The 18,552-nt window shown below is 62.3% G+C and carries 13 protein-coding genes and 3 pseudogenes; 3 read left to right on the top strand and 13 right to left on the bottom strand.

The window, feature by feature from the left end; all coding sequences use genetic code 11:
• Positions 1 to 443: 443 nt before the first annotated feature.
• From LY631_RS20135 to LY631_RS20120, 4 genes and pseudogenes are all read right to left on the bottom strand, one after another.
• Positions 444 to 4,604, bottom strand: coding sequence for an autotransporter domain-containing protein (locus LY631_RS20135; protein ID WP_274427398.1), 4,161 nt, complete (start codon positions 4,602 to 4,604; stop codon positions 444 to 446).
• A 297-nt stretch (positions 4,605 to 4,901) separates the two neighbouring features.
• Entirely contained in the window at positions 4,902 to 5,060 is a 159-nt protein-coding gene (locus LY631_RS20130) for a hypothetical protein (RefSeq protein WP_274427404.1), read from the bottom strand.
• 59 nt (positions 5,061 to 5,119) lie between these two features.
• Positions 5,120 to 5,209 (bottom strand): annotated as a pseudogene (locus LY631_RS20125) (IS6 family transposase); the annotation flags it as partial.
• A gap of 1 nt (position 5,210) precedes the next feature.
• A pseudogene (locus LY631_RS20120) lies at positions 5,211 to 5,675 on the bottom strand (DDE-type integrase/transposase/recombinase); the annotation flags it as partial.
• Positions 5,676 to 5,780: 105 nt separating this feature from the next.
• On the opposite strand from LY631_RS20120, the gene LY631_RS20115 reads away from it, so the two are divergent.
• The 3 genes from LY631_RS20115 (at position 5,781) to LY631_RS20105 (ending at position 7,717) form a co-directional block, all read left to right on the top strand.
• Positions 5,781 to 6,275 carry a hypothetical protein gene (locus LY631_RS20115; RefSeq protein WP_274427396.1) on the top strand — a complete coding sequence of 165 codons (495 nt, stop codon included), beginning with the start codon at positions 5,781 to 5,783 and terminating at the stop codon, positions 6,273 to 6,275.
• Positions 6,276 to 6,748: 473 nt separating this feature from the next.
• Positions 6,749 to 6,940 (top strand): hypothetical protein, encoded by a 192-nt coding sequence (locus tag LY631_RS20110; protein WP_274427395.1) that lies wholly within the window; start codon positions 6,749 to 6,751, stop codon positions 6,938 to 6,940.
• 438 nt (positions 6,941 to 7,378) lie between these two features.
• A complete protein-coding gene (locus tag LY631_RS20105) occupies positions 7,379 to 7,717 on the top strand; it encodes a hypothetical protein (protein WP_274427394.1) in 339 nt (112 codons plus the stop codon).
• Between the two features lie 637 nt (positions 7,718 to 8,354).
• Here LY631_RS20105 and LY631_RS20100 read toward each other — a convergent pair.
• The 9 genes and pseudogenes from LY631_RS20100 to LY631_RS20060 all read right to left on the bottom strand — a co-directional run.
• Positions 8,355 to 9,040 (bottom strand): annotated as a pseudogene (locus LY631_RS20100) (NAD-binding protein); the annotation flags it as partial.
• Positions 9,041 to 9,162: 122 nt separating this feature from the next.
• Complete coding sequence (locus tag LY631_RS20095) at positions 9,163 to 9,387, bottom strand: NAD(P)-dependent oxidoreductase (RefSeq protein WP_274427393.1); 225 nt, start codon at positions 9,385 to 9,387, stop codon at positions 9,163 to 9,165.
• A 334-nt stretch (positions 9,388 to 9,721) separates the two neighbouring features.
• A complete protein-coding gene (locus LY631_RS20090) occupies positions 9,722 to 10,996 on the bottom strand; it encodes a molybdopterin molybdotransferase MoeA (protein WP_274427392.1) in 1,275 nt (424 codons plus the stop codon).
• Between the two features lie 4 nt (positions 10,997 to 11,000).
• Positions 11,001 to 11,375 (bottom strand): c-type cytochrome, encoded by a 375-nt coding sequence (locus tag LY631_RS20085; RefSeq protein WP_274427391.1) that lies wholly within the window; start codon positions 11,373 to 11,375, stop codon positions 11,001 to 11,003.
• Between the two features lie 84 nt (positions 11,376 to 11,459).
• A complete protein-coding gene (locus LY631_RS20080) occupies positions 11,460 to 13,979 on the bottom strand; it encodes an arsenate reductase (azurin) large subunit (protein ID WP_274427390.1) in 2,520 nt (839 codons plus the stop codon).
• A gap of 11 nt (positions 13,980 to 13,990) precedes the next feature.
• A complete protein-coding gene (locus LY631_RS20075) occupies positions 13,991 to 14,512 on the bottom strand; it encodes an arsenate reductase (azurin) small subunit (protein ID WP_274427389.1) in 522 nt (173 codons plus the stop codon).
• Positions 14,513 to 14,668: 156 nt separating this feature from the next.
• The gene (locus LY631_RS20070) at positions 14,669 to 16,006 is read right to left on the bottom strand and encodes a sigma-54-dependent transcriptional regulator (protein ID WP_274427388.1); all 1,338 of its coding nucleotides are present in this window, start codon (positions 16,004 to 16,006) and stop codon (positions 14,669 to 14,671) included.
• Positions 15,996 to 17,453 (bottom strand): sensor histidine kinase, encoded by a 1,458-nt coding sequence (locus LY631_RS20065; protein WP_274427387.1) that lies wholly within the window; start codon positions 17,451 to 17,453, stop codon positions 15,996 to 15,998. The genes LY631_RS20070 and LY631_RS20065 overlap by 11 nt, the downstream gene beginning before the upstream one ends.
• The gene (locus LY631_RS20060; protein WP_445082923.1) at positions 17,450 to 18,337 is read right to left on the bottom strand and encodes a substrate-binding domain-containing protein; all 888 of its coding nucleotides are present in this window, start codon (positions 18,335 to 18,337) and stop codon (positions 17,450 to 17,452) included. Before LY631_RS20060 ends, LY631_RS20065 begins: the two co-directional genes overlap by 4 nt.
• Positions 18,338 to 18,552 lie beyond the last annotated feature (215 nt).

Below are 18,552 nucleotides of genomic sequence, written 5' to 3'. Positions count from 1 at the left end.
CAACCACCGGCTGCAAAACTCGCCCCACGACTTATGCGACAAACACCTGCGCCATCCTTCTTACTAGGGAATACGCGAGGACAGTAGCGCGGCGGAGTTTGGCATCGAACAGAGCAAGAATTCCAAGCATGGCCGCACTGAAATCTATGAGGAAGAGCCGAACGATTGAGTGATCCTCCGCACGTTTCACATCGCCTGCAAGCGCTGCGGCCTCAAGGCCACGATTGGCTTTCGGGCCGACGGTCTGACCCAGGTCGAGCTTTGCTGGCCCGAATTCGAGCAATTGTGCGAGATGGAGCCGGAGCCCTCCCCTCTGAAGCAATCGAGGCCTTGGAAGAGTCGATCAGGATGCGGGGACAATTCACTGGGCCTGACGCAGCAAAAAAGCCCCGCCGGCCGGAGCCAGCGGGGCGAGGTCTGGATATGCAATCGATGATCGTTGCTTAGAACCTCACACTGAGGTTTGCATTGAAGCCGTGCCTTTGACTGCCCGATCCGAACTGGCCTTCGTAGGAGATGCGCAGCTTCGACGTATCGGACAGTCCGAGATCGATGCCGGCTTCAAGCACGGCCGAGTTCTTGGCTATCGGCACGCCAGCAACGGTGAATACAGATGAGCCGGCAAAGGCGTGGGTGGAAAGAAGCGTCGTGTCGCTGAAGGCACGCCGCCAGCCGATCATGCCACGAGCGGTCGCCTTCATCGTGCCAAGCGCGAAATCGGTCGAGGCACGCACGCCCAGTGTGCTGACGGTGGTGTCGGTCGTCTCGCCTGCACTCGTCAGCGCGGCGGCACCGCCGCGTTCCGTAAAGCCATCGGTATCGAGCAAGACATGCGCCAGGTTGACGAAGGGCTCGAACGCTGCCGCCGGTGTGGTGAGCTTGTAGCCGAGTTCGCCGAAGGCCTGGAACGCACCGGCATCATAATCGGCGCTGAGGCGGTCGGCAAAGCCGCCGATCGCCACGGACCGGTTCGTTTCGATGTCATGCCATGTATAGGCAAGGCCGGAACGGAACGCCAGATTGCCCCATTCGGTACCGCCATAGACGCCGAGATGATAGCTCTCGGCATCGGACGAGGAATAGCGGGCATCGGCATGCAAGGAGGAGTGGCTGTATCCTGCCAGCAGACCGACACGCCATGCGCCCAGCATGGCATCGCCGCCGAAGAGCAGCCCGCCCGTGCTGGTATCAAGCTCGGCGGCATTGCCGTCGCTGTCGAAGCTGCCCCAGGAGCCGAAGGCCTGGCTCCAAACAGCAAGGCCCTCGCCGGAAGATGGTGGCACCATGTCGACACCGTCGGACCCATAGGCCATGATCGGCCGGGGAACCGAGCCGACGCCAGCGAAGGCCGACCGAATGCGGTCGTTGGCAGCATTGCGGACATGCGCGCTGTCCTCGATCAGCGCCGATCGGGCCGAAGCATGGATCTCGCCTGACAAGCCATCCAGTGACCGGCGGGCGCTGTCTTCGTCCGGCAGTGCGGCAACCGCATCATAGAGCGGATTGCCGGCACCGGTGGTCTCCAGACCGTCGCCGGTCGAACATTGGTTGAAGGTCGCTGCCACGGCGCAGAACGCGACCGCATTGCGGGTGGCGTCGATATAGACATTATTGGCGTCATAGGCGAGCGCCAGATCGACGAACGGCATGTTCTGGTCAAGCCCATCGAATGTGCCGGTAACCCCGCCTTCTGCGCCAATAATCGTCCAGCGGCTGCCGGGTGTATAGACACCGGCGGCCTTGAGCGCGTGCACCATGCCGCCATCGATCATCGCCTCGCCGCTCGCAGCGATCAGATCGCTGTCGAGCGCCGGGTTAAGCTCGGCCAGATAGATCGAGCCGGCGGCAAAGGTAATGTCGCCGTCAACAGTGAGTGTACCGATGGAATTGCCCGGCGCCATGGTGCCGCCGGAGGCGATGGTCACCATCGAGCCCGCGCCCGAGCCGACCGTGCCATGGCCGCCGAGCGTGCCGCCATCCTGCACGGCGAACGATCCACCCAGCACCGCGCTGGCACTGGCGGCGCCGGACCCGACGAACAGGCCGCCATCGGTGATCGTCGTGTTGCCGGTGAAGCCAGAGCCGTCGCCGTCATAGTGCAGGGTTCCGGTTCCCGTTTTGACGAACTTGCCCTCCCCGGAGAGCGCGCCGGCAAAGGCGAAGCTGCCGCTGCGGTTGAAGGCGAATGTGCCAGCCGACGCAATATCGACCGCGCCCAGGATCGAGCCCGCCGTGCCGCCATCGCCGATCTGCAGCGTGCCGGCATTCACCGTCGTACCGCCGGTGTAGATGTTCTCTCCCGTTAGGGTCAGCGTGCCGGCGCCGGTCTTGGTCAGGCTTCCGCCGGTGCCTCCGGGGCTGCCGGGTGAAACGCTATCCTGGATCGTGCCGCCGATCGTGTCGTTCTTGCCGAGCCCGCCGAGCGTCAGGCTTTTCGAGCCGAGATAGACGGCCCCATCGCCCGACAGAGAGCCGATGGCGATGCCGCTGGAGGCGAGGTCGGAAATGTCTACAGCGCCTCCAGCATGACTGATGATGGTTGCAGCATCGGCGGTGTTGTTGCCGTGGAAACGGACATCATCTCCCATACCCATGTTGGTGATTGTGACGCTGCCGGCCGTGGCGTTGGCGTAGAAATCGACTTCCCCACCATCCCTGACCGTGATTCTGGCGTTCCCGGCGGTCGAATTGCCATTGAAGGAGATGCCGCCCCCAGCCGCCACCATGCTCGCGCTTCCCGCGGATGCGGTATCGTAGAAATTGACGCCGCTCCCCGTGTTGTTGATCGTCGCCGTTCCGGCCGACGCAGCGTCGTGGAAGCGCAAAGACGCGCCGGCTAGGGTGATGGCGAGGCTTTCGGCGCTGGCAGCGCCTGAGAAGCGGAGTTCGCCTCCCGAAAAAACATCCACCGGTCCACTGCCGAGTGCCCCTGTCGTAGCGTTGATGAATCCGCCCGAGATCGCCGTGCCACCGGCGTAGCTGTTGGCGTTCGCAAGCACCAGCGCCCCGGTCCCGGTCTTGGCTAGGCCGCCGTCGCCGGAGATCGTGCCGGTCAGTTCGAGACGCTGATCGGTCTGAAACGTCCCGCCACCGGCGCTGAGCAGGACATCGCGCGTGGAGATGATGTCGGCCGTCGTCGCCAGCGTGCCGCCGTAGAAGATCAGCCCACCGGCCGTGTCCCCGAGATTGGCGTCCGACGACACCGAAAGCGTGCCCTCGCTCAATACCCAGGACGTGACGTCGGTGGTGGAACCTGTCAGCGTCCAGGTGCTGCCGCCGATCTTGTTGAATGCCGTAAAGCCCTGATATTGGGAGCCGATCCCGCTGACATCGAAGGTCTCGGCGTCGGTGCCTCCGAGAGCAAGCGTGTTTGAGCCGCCACTTACGATGACGTCACCGAGGATATCGAAACCGGCATGAAGCTCGAGGCTGTTGTTTCCTCCCGTAAGGATAATGGCCGCCGATCGGTCGCCTTCGTCTGTCGAACCGCCGGAAAAACCGCCCGCGATCTGCCCGCTATTGATGATCGTGGCGCTTTCCCCGCGGATGCCTACGCCTCCGACGCCGATAACGCCGTCTGTGCCGTTGCTATCAGCCTGTGAATTGTGACCTTGGCCACCGGCGCCGCCAGCGCCGCCGTTTCCTCCGGCAATGGTGCCGTAGTTCGTCAGCGTGTTCCTCGCGCCGAGCCTGAAACCATCGCCGCCGTCACCGCCGTCGCCACCCCGGCCGCCGAACGGAAACCCGTTAACTCCGTCACCGCCGGCACCGCCGTTGCCGCCGTCGCCACCCGAAATCGCTGCACCAGCGTAATTGGTGTGCTGCAAACCCGCATCGGATGTCTCTATCCCGTGTCCGCCATCGCCGCCGGAACCGGCTCCTCCAGAATTCAACGCAGGTTGGCCGCTTCCTCCGAGGCCACCAGCGCCACCGTCTCCGCCAGCAAGATCTCCCCTGTTAGTCAACGCGCCCGATATGACAGCGCCACTGCCGCCGGCACCACCACCACCGCCGCCGCCATGAAATCCGTCCACAGCCGAAAGGGCGTTTCCACCATTGCCCCCGTTTCCTCCACTGTGTGATATGCCCGAAGAGATGACGAGGTTAAAGCCAGTCGACCCGTGGGCGCCTCCACCGCCGCCGCCGCCGCCTGCTCCAAAGCTTCTGAACGACGACGCGTTTGCATCCCCCCCGTTTCCGCCATCGCCACCCGGCACGGCTCCTGCGGCGCCACCCGCGCCGCCATCCGCGACGGTATCCCCGGTCGGCCCGATTCCGTTACCGCCGCTCCCGCCGGTAGCGCCGGCGCCGCCGCCACCTCCGCCAGAGCCTTCACCATGAAGGCTATTTACGGAATCCGGTGTTTGTCCGGCACCACCCGCCGATCCCGATGAACCACCCGAACCCCCATCCAGAGCACCCGCGTAATCATCGTCCGAATCGAATTGCGCCGTCGATCCGCCGTTGCCGCCATCTTGCGCTACCACCTGATCTGATGAGAATGCGAAACATACAAATGCGGTGGCCGAAAGCAGTTGCACCAAGCGGCGCCGTCTCGTCGAACGTTCGCTTGCAAAACTGTCGGTCCTGAAATTGATGTTCATTTTTTTGCCGCCCTATGCTTCGCTTTGGCCAGGATTTGTATAGAGGTACAGGCAAAAAATGCTAGTATCGGTGCGGAATCTTCTAAGAGGCTGGCATAGTTGAAATAGTGAGGATCGCTCGCGTTTGTTGAAAATGCAAAGGGCCGCCCCGTTTCCGGCAGAGGGTAGCTAAACACCAGACAAGGACTGCCCTGGCAGCTAAACGATTCACCGGCAACTGGCAGTCATAGATTACCACGGATGCGGTTCATGCTTGTTAAGGCGGCGGCTTGCCCGTAACCTAAGTGTAGAGTCCGATCAGCCAGCCGGCGAAAGCGACAACGCCGAATCGATCTGAATTAGCCAATGACCGAGAGCCCCTGCACCTTGGGCCTGAAGCCTAAGCGCCTTCACATCGTCGGTCACCGGCTCCATGCCTTCCACCTTGTTCTTTACGTCAACCATGTCCGACTCCAGATTGGTTGGTTCTGTCGCAAACGCACACGAATGGCGCGATCGGCTTAGACTTGGGTCGTTCAGGCGGCGAGGATATCGAACTGTTCGGCGATTGACGGGCTGGGGTGTCGCTTGCGCATCATGTGGGTCATCTCAATGCCGGACAGGATAGTTCGTAAAGAGCCGCTCGTTGAGGCATTCGTCCTTAAGCCGGCCGATAAAGCTCTCCACCACTGTTCTGCATCGGCTTGCCCGGCGCGATGTAATGCCATTCGACCTGCCGCTCCTCCTGCCAGGCCAGAATGGCGTTGGAGGTCAGCTCGGTGCCGTTGTCGGAGACGATCATGCAGGGATAGCCGCGCCGCTCGGCGACGCCGTCGAGTTCCCGCGCCACCCTCTCGCCGGACAGCGCGTGGTCGACCACCGTTGCGAGGCACTCGCGGCTGAAGTCGTCGATGACGCACAGGATGCGGAAGCGGCGGCCGTCCGTCAGCGTGTCGGAGACGAAGTCGAGACTCCAGCGCTGGTTGGCGTCCTGCGGGATCGCCATCGGTGTCCGTGTTCCCAGGGCTCGCTTGCGGCCGCCGCGCTTGCGAAGGTCAGCCGTTCCTCCTTGTAGAGCCGATAGAGCTTCTTCCACTTGCGTAAACCGACGAAGCCGGACGAAATGCGCCGTAGCATCGCCGTTCACGAGGCGGGTCATGCCATCGCCCGGCTGACACTCCGAATGGGTCCCTGGTCATGATCACCATCGACGGGGCTACCGGGTCGCGCTACGTGCAGGCGGAAGCCCCGCTTATCGCCGAAAGCGAAGACGGCTTGACCCTGAACCTTGTCGTCCAGCTTGCCGGGCGCGCCGCCGAGGAAGCGGTCATCGGATCGGCCCTGGCCGGTTCCGGCAATGGCGAGCACAGCGATCTGGCCAGGGCGACCGACCTTGCCGCGCACATGGAGCTCGCCTTCGGCTACGGCCGCACCTGGCCGCTGCTTCACCGGCCCGCCGCCGATCGTTCATCGCTCCTTTCCTATCACCCCGAGATCGCCGAGCGGGTCCATGTGCGCTTAGAGGCGGCCTATTCGGGCGCACTCGAACTCATGGAAGCAAACCGTGAGTCTCTTGAAGCGATCGCCGAGGCCCTGCTTGTCTCCGAAACGCTGGAAGGCGACGAACTCGATGCCCTCATCGCGACGATCAAGCCGCAGCTGGTGCTTCCTGACGAAGAGCCGAGCACATGAACACTTCGGACATAGACGGGTACGATGTATTCCGGCGATTGATGCAACCTTCGCCGACGCGATCAAAACCGGAATGCCTTGCGGGCACTTCGGATCAGGTCTCAGGCACGTCGAAACAATTTGCGGTCCTGCGATTCAGAACCCGATACAGCCGATTCAAAGCTCAAAGGTTTCGATTCAGAACTCTGGGAGAGCGATTCAAAGCACGAGATCATCGTTACAATTGCAAACGCCGTTAACTGAGGAGCGGAAAGCATTGCAACGCTTCCACGTCCAGGCGGAGGAAAAAACCGAAATGGCCTTCAAGCACCTCATCTCGATGTGCGGGTAAATCGAAGCAATTTACGCTGTTTCGATTCAAAACTCTTGGAATTCGATTCAGTGCTTTGGAAAAGCGATTCCGTCAGCGTGATCGGCGTTACACTTGCAAACGGCGTGCTGAGGTCCGGGAAATGAAAAGGTCCACGAAACCCATGAAGCCAAAGATTGCGACCGGAAAGGACGTGTACGCGCGTTTCGGACGGAAGGGGCGACCGTACGACCTGACCCTCAATCCTCCGCTGGAGGAAGGGTATGAACCACCGGCGCTTGAAGAGATTCTTCGACAAAGCCGCATCGAAGCGCAACCCAAGATTCCCGACCGGGCAGATAAACGTCGAAAGTGATCGCGTGCCAGCCGAAGAGCAGCCAACATCTCCATCGCATGGGATCGCATGTGATCGGAGGGGGCACGCCTGGAGGCGCGTAAGCGGCCACTGATGACATGCAAGTATCGGTGCTGCATTCCGGATGGCGAAGGCAATCTGAAACGGCTTGCATGCAAATCGTTTCGACGTGCGGGCAAGTCGAGACAATTTGCGCTGTTTCGTTTCAAAACGCGTTAAAACCGATTCATCGCTCTGGAAAAACGATTCCGCTAACCGGTATACCGTTACACCNCGACGTGCGGGCAAGTCGAGACAATTTGCGCTGTTTCGTTTCAAAACGCGTTAAAACCGATTCATCGCTCTGGAAAAACGATTCCGCTAACCGGTATACCGTTACACCTGCAAACGGCGTTTGCGCGGCAGGCGGACGGGCGGAGACAAGCAAGGAAGGCGGTCATGGCGCAGTCCCGGAGCGAAAGGCTGGCCCGGCAAAGGGAACGGCAGCGGGCCTTGCGAGCAGCCACCAGAGCGCGGCGCAGGCCAACGCGCGACGACATTGCCCGGGCGCTGCTGCACTTCGCCATCACCGAAAACGTCCGGCATGGCCGGGAGGAAGAACTCGGACGTCTTCTGGACCGGATCGTCACCAGCCTTCAGGAACAGGGATTCGACAAAAGGGAAGCGGAAACCGTGCTCGAGGATCTCGTAGACAAGTACCGCGCCGGCTGGAGCTTTCAGCGCAAGCGGCATCTTTTCGAGGACCGCGGCATTGACGAGGACGGTGCCGAAGCTTGATCTGTCCCGGTGCCGTGCTTCACTGTTTCGGTTTCGAGCCTGCTGCTGCGAATTCGAATTCCCCGGCGGTGTGCCCTTGGCAAATGCCGTTTGCCATTGTGCTGTGTTCTCCCCCCATTACTTCACCAAATGGCGTTTGCACCTGAATCGCCGGTCCAGAGGATCGCATACTAATAGCAGCGCTGCAGTGAGACCCGCGCAAACTGCGCCCCGCCGGCAGCGATGAAAATGGCCCGGGCCCGGCACAGCATCCGGTTGCAAGGTCTGCCGAGATCCGAAGGCCAAGGAAATCATTTCCAAAGGAAGTATGGTCCCGAGTGAGATGCGCGCGTGCTGAGGAATGAAAGCCGATGCATGCCACGGGCATTGGCGCACATTCAGATCTCACCCGCATTTGCGAGACTTTGGAAGCGACCGCCCTCCCATCGCCGCTTCCAGGACCTCATTGTTAAAGAGGAGTGGGCGAAACTTGAACGGCCAGACGCTTCTCATGGGGTCCGCCCATAGCGTACGCCTCAGGGCTTGAAAGCCTGTTCCAAATTGCCGGCCGGGAAATTAAACGATTGCCGATTGCAGAGCCGATGCCATAGGCCAGCGCGTCGGGCTGGCTTGCCGCGCCATACTCGTCGGTTGCCTTTCAGGCACCGATCTCATGCGCCGCCATCGATTCTAGCGCCCGGATCAGCGCCGAATGATCTAGCTTGCCGTTCCCGGCCCTGCGCAGGCGTTGAAGAGCTCCTGGGCCAGCGCGGTGGAGAGCAACGATATGTTGAGGCTGCGGGCTGCGTCAAGAGCGTTGTTAAGGTCCTTCTGATGCAACGAAATACGGGAACCCGGCTCGAAACTCCGGTCATGCGCTGGCCGTGCATTTCCAGGATCTTCGACGAGGCGAGGCCGCCCATCAGCGCCCCGCGCACTTTTGCCGGATCGGCCCCGGCCTTTGATGCAAAGAGCAGACCTTCCGACACCGCACGGATGGTCAATGCGACAATGATCTGATTGGCGACTTTCGCCGTCTGACCGTCACCGACGCCGCCGACCAGAGTGATGTTCTCGCCCATCATCTTGAGGACCGGCAACACCATGTCGAAATCCTTCTGTGTACCGCCGACCATAACGGAGCGACGCCGCCTGGACACCGGCCTCGCCACCCGAGACCGGGCGCATCGAGGTAGGCGCAATCTAGCGCGGTGGTGCGGCTGGCGAAGTCTCTGGTGGCCACCGGCGAGATCGAGCTCATGTCGATCACCGTTTTGCCGGCGCTCAGACTCTCGGCTACGCCCTGCTCCCGAACAGCACGGTTTCGACGTCGGAGGTATTCGGTTGTCGATGATCATGTTCAGCGACCGCTCGGAACGGCTGGCAGACCAGCAGTGAAATGCGGCGTGATGAGCAGGTTGGCTGTAACCCATATGAATGATCCGCGGGCAGCGGCTCTGGCGTCGTCACTTGAAGCCGGCGCCCGAGATGCGGCCTGTCAAGGCGGCAACCAGCGCGTCCTGGTCAATCACGGCGCCGCGCGACAGGTTGATGAGAACGGCGGAGCGCTTCATCCGCGCCAGTAGCTCGGCCCCGATCAGGCGATGTGTGGCGTCGGACAGGTTGATCACGAGCGCGATGATATCGCACTGTTCTAGGATCTCGTCGATCCCTTGCCCATGTCGCTGCAATACATTCGGTCCACGCCTTGGGGTGCCGGCTCGTTGCGTCACGGTAGTCCAGCACCCTCATGTTGCATGCCTTGGCCCGACGGCCAGCGCCTGGCGGTGTGGCCCGGCGTGATCGCAGTGGATCCAGCTGAGCCGCGGCGCTTTTTCGAAGCGGTCATCGAGGTCGCCTCTCAGTATGGCGACCTCCGCCTCTTCAAGGGCCGCCGCTACTGCAGCATCGCTGGCTTGGTCGCAGGTCACAGTCATCTTGGTCCTGATCCTGCTCACCGTCATCCTTTCGGAATGGGTGTCGTCGAAGGTGCGGCGCGCGATCATATGACGCGATGCGTCGGCCTCAAACAGGCCACAGGCGCTCAAAACGCAGCTTTGCACCTGGTGTGATCGAGGTGGCTTCCGGTGAGAGCAAAGCTATGCCGTCGGACCGCGAAAGAGCGGAAAGGCTGGCGGACGAAGCACGGCCGAGGATATCTATGACGGGAGCGAAAGCTTCGGACGTTTCCGCTACGCGAACGGGCACGAACTCCGTTCGCCCGAGCCTCTTCTCGTAGGAGAAGCCGGAGATCGCCGCCTGCCATTCAGGCAGGATTTGGCGCAGCCCCGCAATATGACGGATCGCCGGCAGCGCTATCTGGCGAAAGGTCACCAGGGAGGCATTCGGGTTTCCCGGCAGGCCCGCAAAAAGGACGTTGCCGATCAAGCCGATCTTCAGCGGCTTTCCCGGACGCATGGCGACCTTGAGCACTTCCAGACTGGCTCCCGCCGCACCGAGCACGGATGCGACATGATCTTCCTCGCCGGCGGAGACGCCGCCCGTTGTCACAACGACGTCACATTGCGCCGCAGCCAAGGCGATCACCTCTGCGAGCCGGGCGCGGTCGTCGGGCACAATGCCAAAATCGATGACGTCCGTCCAGGAATGGGCGGTGAGGCTCGCCCTCAGCAGGACCCTGTTCGAATTGTAGATCTGGCCCGGCTGCAGCGCGTCGCCGGGTTCACGCAGTTCGGAGCCAGTCGAGATAAGGCCGATCCTGACCCTTCTGAACACATCGACCTCGGCAATGCCGGCGCCCGCGAGCAAAACCAGCTTCGCTGGCGAAAGCAGATCACCAGCCTCAGTGAGGCGGGAGCCGGCGGCGGCATCCTCTCCGGTCCGACGAACGTTGGTGCCCTTCGCCGGCCTGTTCGAGATCACAATCGTCTCACCGCGCAGCTCGCAATGCTCCTGCATCACGACCGTGTCATAGCCTGGCGGAATTATCGCTCCGGTGAAGATACGGATGGCCGTCCCGCGTCCGGCGCCCCTGGGCGGCACACCGCCCGCTGCCAATCTGCCTGAGACCTTGAGCATCCATGGCCCGCTGCCCGAAAGATCCGCGAAAGAGAAGGCGTAGCCATCCATGGCGGAGCTGTCGAAGGGCGGCAAGAACATCGGCGAGTGGATGGGATTCGCAAGGATACGACCTGCCGCGTCCAGGAGCGCTAGACGCTCGATTTCGGGAACCCGCCTCGCCGCCGCGATCGCCTTTTCCATGGCGATATCCACGGTCAGGATGATCCCGGAGGCCCCGGCCTCGCAATATTCCTCGGGAAGCGACGCCGGCTCAAACATGCTTCTATCCCGAAACGCTCTCAAGGTAGGCGATAATGTTCTCGAGATCCACAGGTTTCTTCAGCCCTGGAAAGGCCATCTTCGTGCCGGGCACAGTCCCCCTCGGATCCGAAAGATACTTGCCGAGCGTCACTTCGTCCCAGACAAGCCCGCCGTCACCGCTATCCTTCATGGCCTTGGAGTAGTTGTAGCCGTCGAGGCTGCCGGCCGGCCGGCCGATGACACCCATCAGATGCGGCCCCACTTTGTTGCCGGTCGTTTCGGCATTGTGGCAAGCCGCGCAGCGAGCGAAGAGTTTCTTGCCCGCTTCGATATCCTGTGCGGATGCAGCGGTGGAAAGCATGAGAAACGCGGCGAGGACAAGGTTCTGCGGTCGCAAGTTCTTACTCCGGAACGTGGGAAATCATGCAGCGAAAGGCCGCCACGGCTTGTTCTCCGCGACGGCCGTCTTTGTGTCCATGGATCAGATGGCGCTGTATTCCTTGGACTTGAACGACAGGTGAGCCACCGAGGCGGGCGCGTCCGCGATCTTGCGGATGTTGCCCCAGGTCTGCTTGTAGTTCGGGATAATGAGTTCGTTCGTCCCCGCACTGACGACGTTGCCCTGTACACCCGTCGGATAACCGAACAACATGAAGGTCTCGCCGGGCCGCGCTGAGGGCGTCGGATAGACCATCGCCTGCGTGGAGCCGGCGTCGTTATGCACCTCGACGAGGTCGCCCTCCTTCACGCCGACCTTTGCCATATCGTCGGGATGCATCTCGATAAAGGGGAACGGCCAACGATCCATGACGAAGTCGTTCTCGACATCGAGATAGGCGGACTGCCAGACCTGATTGGCGCGGCCGTTGTTGATCAGGAACTCGTAGTTCTCCCGCTGCTCCTGCTTCCCAGGCGCCTGCAGGCCGCGCCATGCCGCATGCATGAAACGCGCCTTGCCGTCCTCCGTGCCGAACTTGCCGTCGGTATAAAGGCGCTGCGTGCCGACGATTTTGCCGTCCTCGAACCCGGTGGCCGGCTCCTGGAAGCCGTTGGTGCCCATGGCGCGCAGCCGCTCATAGGTGACGTGCTCGCCCCCATGCGCGGTCGCGTGGTAGCCGTCCATGAAGGCGTCTTCCTCGGTCTGCCAGTCGAAGCCGTCGAACTGCGCCGACATATCGGCATGGCCCATTTCGTCGAGGAAGCGCTGCATGTGGTTGGCGATGCGGGCGGCGATTAGACAGTCGGGCATGGCGCGACCGGGCGGGTCCATGTAGCGCTCGGTGAGCCGCATGCGCCGCTCGCCGTTCATCGAGGTAAGATTCATCTCGCCGGAAGTCGCCGCCGGCAGGACGACATGGCAGGCCTCGCCGATCTTGGTGGGCACGATGTCCACGTCGACGGCGAACAAGCCGCCATCGTCGATTGCGGCCACAATGGCGTCGACCATCGCGGCGCGGTCGCCATAGGGCACGGCGTTCATCGCGTCCTTCACCTTGTCTGTGCGCTGCTTGTAGACGCGCTTGAACTCGGCCGCATTGAGCGTCGTCTTGTAGTGGTCGCAGCCCCAAATATGGTGCACGCCGCCCTGGCCCTCGATCAGGAGCTTGTCAACATAGGCCGCCGGCCGCCCGACATGGGCGTCGCCCGGCCGGGCATAACCTTCCTGGTGGCCGCCGAGCCGGACCACGCCGCCGCCGGGGCGGCCCACATTGCCCGTGGCGAGCGCGATGTTCACCAGCGCGCCGTTGGTGCGGTAGTTATCGTTGCCCCAGATCAGCCCTTTTTCGTAGGCGAGCATGGCGCGGCGGCGGGCGCCGCCCTCCTTGGGCTCGGCGATCCAGCTCGCCGCCTTGCGGATATCGTCGGGGGACAACCCGGTAATCTCGGCGGCTTCCTCGATTGACATGCGGTTGCCCTCGCGAGCGGCGGCAAAGCTGGTGAGCACTGCCGGATGGGCCGGGTCGCTGCCGTCCCCTTCTCCCGCCTCGCTCGTCGTGCTGGCGTCGATGAAAGCCTGGTCGACCCAGCCCTTTTCGGCAATCTCCGTGAAGAGCGCGTTGAAGAGCGCCAGGTCCGTGCCGGACTTGATCTGCAAATGCAGCACGTTCTCCTTGCCGGCTTCAGCCTCGCAGGCCGCTACGGTGACCGTGCGGCGGGGATCGACGATGACGATGCGCCCACGGTCGTGCGGCTCTTCGGCGAGCTGTTCCTGCTTCTTGCCGAGCGAAGATCCGCGCAGGTTCGGTACCCAGTGGTTGAGGAAGTAATTGGTCTGGGTTTCGAGAGGATTGGCACCGACGACCATGATCGTGTCGGCAAGCTCGGCGTCCTCATAGCAGTTGTTGAGTTCGCCCACGCCCATGTCGCGGGTGGCGTGAACCTCGGAATTGTAGGCAGGGCGATTGTGGATGCGGATGTTCTTGACCTTCATCGCGCCGAAATAGAGCTTTCCCGTTCCCCAGGTGTTCTCGTATCCGCCGCCGGCACCGCCATGGTCGAAGGCAGAGACGAAGAGCGCATCCTCGCCCTTTTCCGCCACCACGCGGGCGGTGACGCGGGCGACGAGATCGAGCGCGTCGTCCCAGCTCGTTGGCTGCATCTGGCCGTAGCGCCAGACCAGTGGGTCGGTGAGGCGCTGCTGCTGCGTGGAACGGGCCTGCGAATAGCTCATCTCCGCCATGCGGGCACCGCGAACGGAGCCGAGGCCGGAATTGACCACGCATTCATGGTCGGGCTTGATGACGATGTGGACGTCTTTCCCGTCCTGCTTGACGATGTTGTACATGGACGGCGAATACCAGGCGTCCGTCTCTGCATATTGCTGCTCGGAAAGGTCGATCCCGAACACATTGGCCGAAGGCTCCGTGCCGCCCTGTTTGTTTACCGGCCAGGAATAGGCGTGATAGCCGCAGCCGACGATGCAATAGTGGCAGACGACATTGTGTTTCGTCGCGTCCGCCGGGATGATCGGCAGGCGGTCGATCTGTCTCTTGTAAGCCATGTTCCCCTCCCTCAAAGCACGTTGGACAGGCGGCCGTAGAGAAGCTCATCGAGCCCCTCGGCATATATGTCGCCCTTGTCATCGACCCGGAGTGTGTATTGCGGCAGGTTCTGCGTCGCCTGTCCCCAGACCTGCTGGCCGCCCGCCTCGCAGTCGAAGCGGGAGTAGTGGCCGGGACAGTTGAGTGTCCGATCCTCGGCGCTGTACATCAGGGGAAAGCCCTTGTGCGGGCACACAGTCGAGAAGCCGACGATGTCACCGTCAGGCCCGGCGCCTCCTTCAACACGCGTTCCGAGCTTCAAGAGCACGCCCGGTGCATCCTCGTCCGGGTAGGCTACGTCGAACGGCTCGTTTTCGGTGAGATCGGCAATGTTCGCCAGGTGGTTTGCCGGGTATTCGACACGGGCCATGGCGACCTGCGCCTTTGCCTCTTGTGGAAGCGTGACCGCAGCTGCCGCGCCTGCGGCCGTAAAGGCGCCTCCCCTCAGGAATTGGCGGCGGCCGACATCCACCAGTCTGTCGCAATGTGACATGCTTTCCTCCCCTTGCACGCATTGACGTCAGATCATAGGAAGCAAGCTACATGCCAGGAGGCGAGAGGCGGGCTTTTCAACGGGTCGTTAGTCTCGGCGGATGTTCCGCAAGCGGAAAACATGTTCGGAAGTCCGGACAAACTGCACCGCCGAGGTTCAAGAATCCGAACGCAGCCGATCGTTCATGCCGAAGCGCGTCATCTTCTCCCAGAGCGTGGTGCGCGAGATGGCAAGCAGGCCCGCGGCCTTGCCGACCTGCCCGCCTGATTCCTCCAGCGCGCGCTCGATCTGCCGGCGCTCAGCTGCATCGCGAACATCGGCCAGGGGCGTGAAGGCGGCATTGCCTGTGGCGGACGCCTGCTCGGGAAAGAGGTCTCCAGGCATGATCCACTCATTGTTGGTGAGTGCTGCCGCGCGTTCGACCCGGTTGCGCAATTCGCGCACATTTCCGGGCCAGGGGTGAGCCAGTGCCGCCTCCACGGCCAGCGCGCGGAAGCCGCGGATGCGCGCGCCGGTGCGGCCAACGGCATTTTCGAGGAAGCGGTCCAGCAACCAGGAAATGTCTTCCGGGCGTCTGCGAAGAGGCGGGATCTCGACCGGTAGCACGGCAAGCCGGAAATAGAGGTCGTCGCGAAAACCCGTAGCCGATCTGCCTCCCGCCAGGTCACGATGGGTGGCCGCGACAATGCGGGCCCGGAACGGGATCGTCGCCTCACCGCCCAGCCGGGCGAAGCCGGCATCCTCAATGAGGCGCAAGAGCTTCGCTTGCAGTGCGGGCGGCATGTCACCGATTTCGTCAAGGAAGAGGGTGCCCTCGCCGGCGCGCTCGGCATAGCCCAGATGCCGCGCATGGGCGCCAGTGAAGGCACCTTTCTCATGACCGAAGATCTCGCTTTCCAGGAGCTCCGCCGGGATCGCAGCGCAGTTGACGGCGACGAAAGGCCCCGCAGCGCGCGGGGATATCTGGTGCAGAAGCCGTGCCGCCACTTCCTTGCCCGATCCGGTCTCCCCGGTGATCAGCACCGAAAGATCATGACCGGCGTAACGGTGCAGCAAATCCTCAACCTGCCGGATGGCCGCAGATTCCCCGAGGCATCCCGTGATGCGAGCGGTCGAAGCCGAGGTTCGGCGGCCTGCCTCGATGCGTTTCAGGAAATCGTCCATGACGAAGGGCTTGGTCATGAAGTCGACGGCGCCCGAGCGCATAAGCCTCACTGCCTGGTCGATCTCGCCATGGCCGGTAACGAATAGGAAGGGCGGCGTGTCCGGCCGCTTGGCAAGCTCGCCGAAAACGGCCTCTCCGGACATGTCCGGCAGGCGGATATCGCAGACGACGAGGTCAAGGGCGGCAGCGAACTCTACGGCCTCGATGGCCGCGCGGCCCGTCTGCCACCAGGTCACATCCCAACCTTCCAGTTCCAGCCGCTGGACAATCGACCCGCCCATCACTGGGTCGTCCTCGACCAATCCTATGCGTGGGCGCTCAGGCAGCATCGGCTTGTCTCTCCTCACCGGAAAGAGGCAGGATCAAGGTTACCACGGTCCCGCCCTCAGGTTTCTCGACAATTGTCACCTGCCCGCCGAGATCGTCAACCACGCGTCGCACCATCCAGAGGCCCAGTCCGCAGCCGGCGCGCACCGCTGGTCCGGGATCGTCATCGATGAGTATGCCGGCGATGTCGCCGGGAAAACCTGGACCTTGGTCGTGAACCTCAAGGCTCAATTGTCCGCTGGAGACATGGGCTGCAAGGCCGATCTCGCCGCCTTCCGCAGTCACGGCACTCGCGTTCAGGAGCAGGTTCAGCACTGCCTGCCGCACGGGGCCGCTCTTGATCGGCAGTTCGTCTTGGTCGTCCCACGCGATCGTCCAGGCAAGGCGCTGGCGGCATCGGCGTAGCTCAGGCTTGAGGAGCAAGCGAACGTCTTCGAGGTCCGTCGCCGAGAGCGGGCGCGCGGCACGCTCGGGCCGGTAAGTGGCAAGTGCCGCCTCGACGACCTCGCGGATGCCCTGCAGCCCGCGCTCGATCAGGTTGATCGCGGTTGCGCGAACCACGGGCGTGCTGCCGTGTTTTTGTAGGGTGTCGAGAGCATTAAACAGGCCGCCAAGCGGATTGTTGATCTCGTGCGCCATGCCTGAGGCGAGCCGCCCGAGGCTGGCCACCTTTTCCTCCTCCGCGAGCCGCATCGCTAGGTCTGCTCGCTCACGCTCGGCATGCACCAGCGCGTTATAGCCACGAAACAGGCTAGCAACTTCCGGGTCCCGCGAGGGGAACTCGCCCGGTAAGATCGGCTCGGCTGTCCCGTTCGCAGCGGCCCGCATATGGCTCTCAAGCACGCGCATTGGGCCGATCATTCGCTTCACCAGCAGAAATCCTCCCAATGAAAAAAAAGCGGCGAGCACCCCGTTGGTGACCAGCAGCGTGATGAGAATTTCGCGCCGCTCAGCAAACAGGTGCGACACGTCGAATGTCGCGTGGATCGTTCCGATCGGCAGGCCCTGATAGACGAGCTCGCGGCGCGTGAATCCCGTCATAGAGGCTTCGTCAATGGTGACCAGACCGGGACCGTACCGGCCGACAAAACCATCCGGCAACTCGGAATAGGCGGCAATCTTTCCGGGGTCGCTAGCCGCCAGCACGCGCCCATCGGCGCCGGTCACGATTGTCTCCAGAGGAGCCATCGCGCCATAGGAAGAGGCGGAGCGATCGAGCGCATCAAACACCTCCCACACGTCATCCCGCAGCACCGCGGGCAGAACCGCGGAAGAGAGCCCATCGAGATAGGTCTGCGCCAGTCCGTCCAGGAACCGCTCCTGCGTGCGGGACAGGCGTTCGAGAACCCCTTCGGAGATCGCCGCACTGACCGCAATCAGCAAGAGCGCCACGATCAGCGGCATGCGATAGGAGATCGGTATCGATCGAAGGCGCGCGAAAAGCTTCATCCGAATCGCCTGACGGTTTCGACCTTCGCGGCGATCGAATCGAAAAGGGATGGCTCGGCCGCCACGAAGCCGTCCAGCCTCAGAAGCTCGAGAACCTTCAGCCCGTCGGGATCGCCGGCCATCGAGACAAGTGCCTCTTCTAAGCGGACGAGCCTGGGGTCGCCAGTAAAGGATTTTGGTGCCGCGACGGGTGGAAAGCCCAGCCATTCCGAACGCCGAACAACTCTCGTGTCCGCGACAAGGGACGGTTCCGTTTCGCGCATCACCTCCCATACATAGCCGTCGACGCTCCCTGAATGGGCCAGGCGCGACGCCACGGCGCGGATGACGTTGCGATGTCCGTAGGTGAAGAAATGCCGCGCGAAGAACTGATCCGGCATCATGCCGTGCTCGGCCAGCAGCGTTCGCGTGACGAGTAAGCCCGAATTGGAGTCGGGATCGGAGAACGCATGGATGTCTCCGCGCAGGTCCAGCCAGTCCTCGACCGCGCGGTCCGATGGAACAATCAAATAGGACTGATAGAGCGGCTCTCCCTGCCAGGAGGGCGTCGCCACCAGATCCAGGCTGTCGCGGTATTGCACGTAGGGGTAGCCGCAAATCCAGGCCGAATGGAGCTGGCCGGAAACCAGAAGCGCGGTGATCTCCTGATAGGTCCGCCGCATTACCAGCTCGACGGGACCGCCGACCTTCACAGACAGGTAGGATCGCAGGTGGTTGAGGAGTTCTAGATCGCTTGTAAGGAATACTGGGGTGAGGCCGAACCTGAAAGTGTCGTCATCGGCCTGGGCGCTCGCGTTGGGGAGCGCTAGCACAGCCATCGCCGCACCCAATGAGAATTGTCGTCGCGAGAGGCTCGCCCTTCTCCAGTGGATCTGACCTTCCATTGCTCCTCCCGCGTCACTTTGGCATAAGCAGGTGTGACGCTTCTTTGGAAGCATAGCGGTTCAACAGGTTTTCTGAAATCCCCGAGAGTAGCCCGACGAACTTCCAAGCTTCCTTATCGGCAAGAGAACGCGGCAGGCTATCTCCATCGACTGCTCCTTTTCCCGACCTCAGGGAGATTGATTACACATCTGTTCGACAAGAGAGCGAGTATACG

This window comes from Chelativorans sp. YIM 93263, assembly GCF_028767125.1.
Classification (GTDB): domain Bacteria; phylum Pseudomonadota; class Alphaproteobacteria; order Rhizobiales; family Rhizobiaceae; genus Chelativorans.
This window is presented reverse-complemented; position numbering and strand designations above follow the sequence as displayed.

What these genes read in the sequence shown, in the direction of transcription:
- LY631_RS20075 (WP_274427389.1), bottom strand. Translation starts at nt 14,512, where the DNA reads ATGTCACATTGCGACAGACTGGTGGATGTCGGCCGCCGCCAATTCCTG.
- LY631_RS20080 (WP_274427390.1), bottom strand. Translation starts at nt 13,979, where the DNA reads ATGGCTTACAAGAGACAGATCGACCGCCTGCCGATCATCCCGGCGGAC.
- LY631_RS20070 (WP_274427388.1), bottom strand. Translation starts at nt 16,006, where the DNA reads ATGCTGCCTGAGCGCCCACGCATAGGATTGGTCGAGGACGACCCAGTG.
- LY631_RS20065 (WP_274427387.1), bottom strand. Translation starts at nt 17,453, where the DNA reads ATGAAGCTTTTCGCGCGCCTTCGATCGATACCGATCTCCTATCGCATG.
- LY631_RS20110 (WP_274427395.1), top strand. Translation starts at nt 6,749, where the DNA reads ATGAAGCCAAAGATTGCGACCGGAAAGGACGTGTACGCGCGTTTCGGA.
- LY631_RS20135 (WP_274427398.1), bottom strand. Translation starts at nt 4,604, where the DNA reads ATGAACATCAATTTCAGGACCGACAGTTTTGCAAGCGAACGTTCGACG.
- LY631_RS20105 (WP_274427394.1), top strand. Translation starts at nt 7,379, where the DNA reads ATGGCGCAGTCCCGGAGCGAAAGGCTGGCCCGGCAAAGGGAACGGCAG.
- LY631_RS20060 (WP_445082923.1), bottom strand. Translation starts at nt 18,337, where the DNA reads ATGGAAGGTCAGATCCACTGGAGAAGGGCGAGCCTCTCGCGACGACAA.
- LY631_RS20090 (WP_274427392.1), bottom strand. Translation starts at nt 10,996, where the DNA reads ATGTTTGAGCCGGCGTCGCTTCCCGAGGAATATTGCGAGGCCGGGGCC.
- LY631_RS20115 (WP_274427396.1), top strand. Translation starts at nt 5,781, where the DNA reads ATGATCACCATCGACGGGGCTACCGGGTCGCGCTACGTGCAGGCGGAA.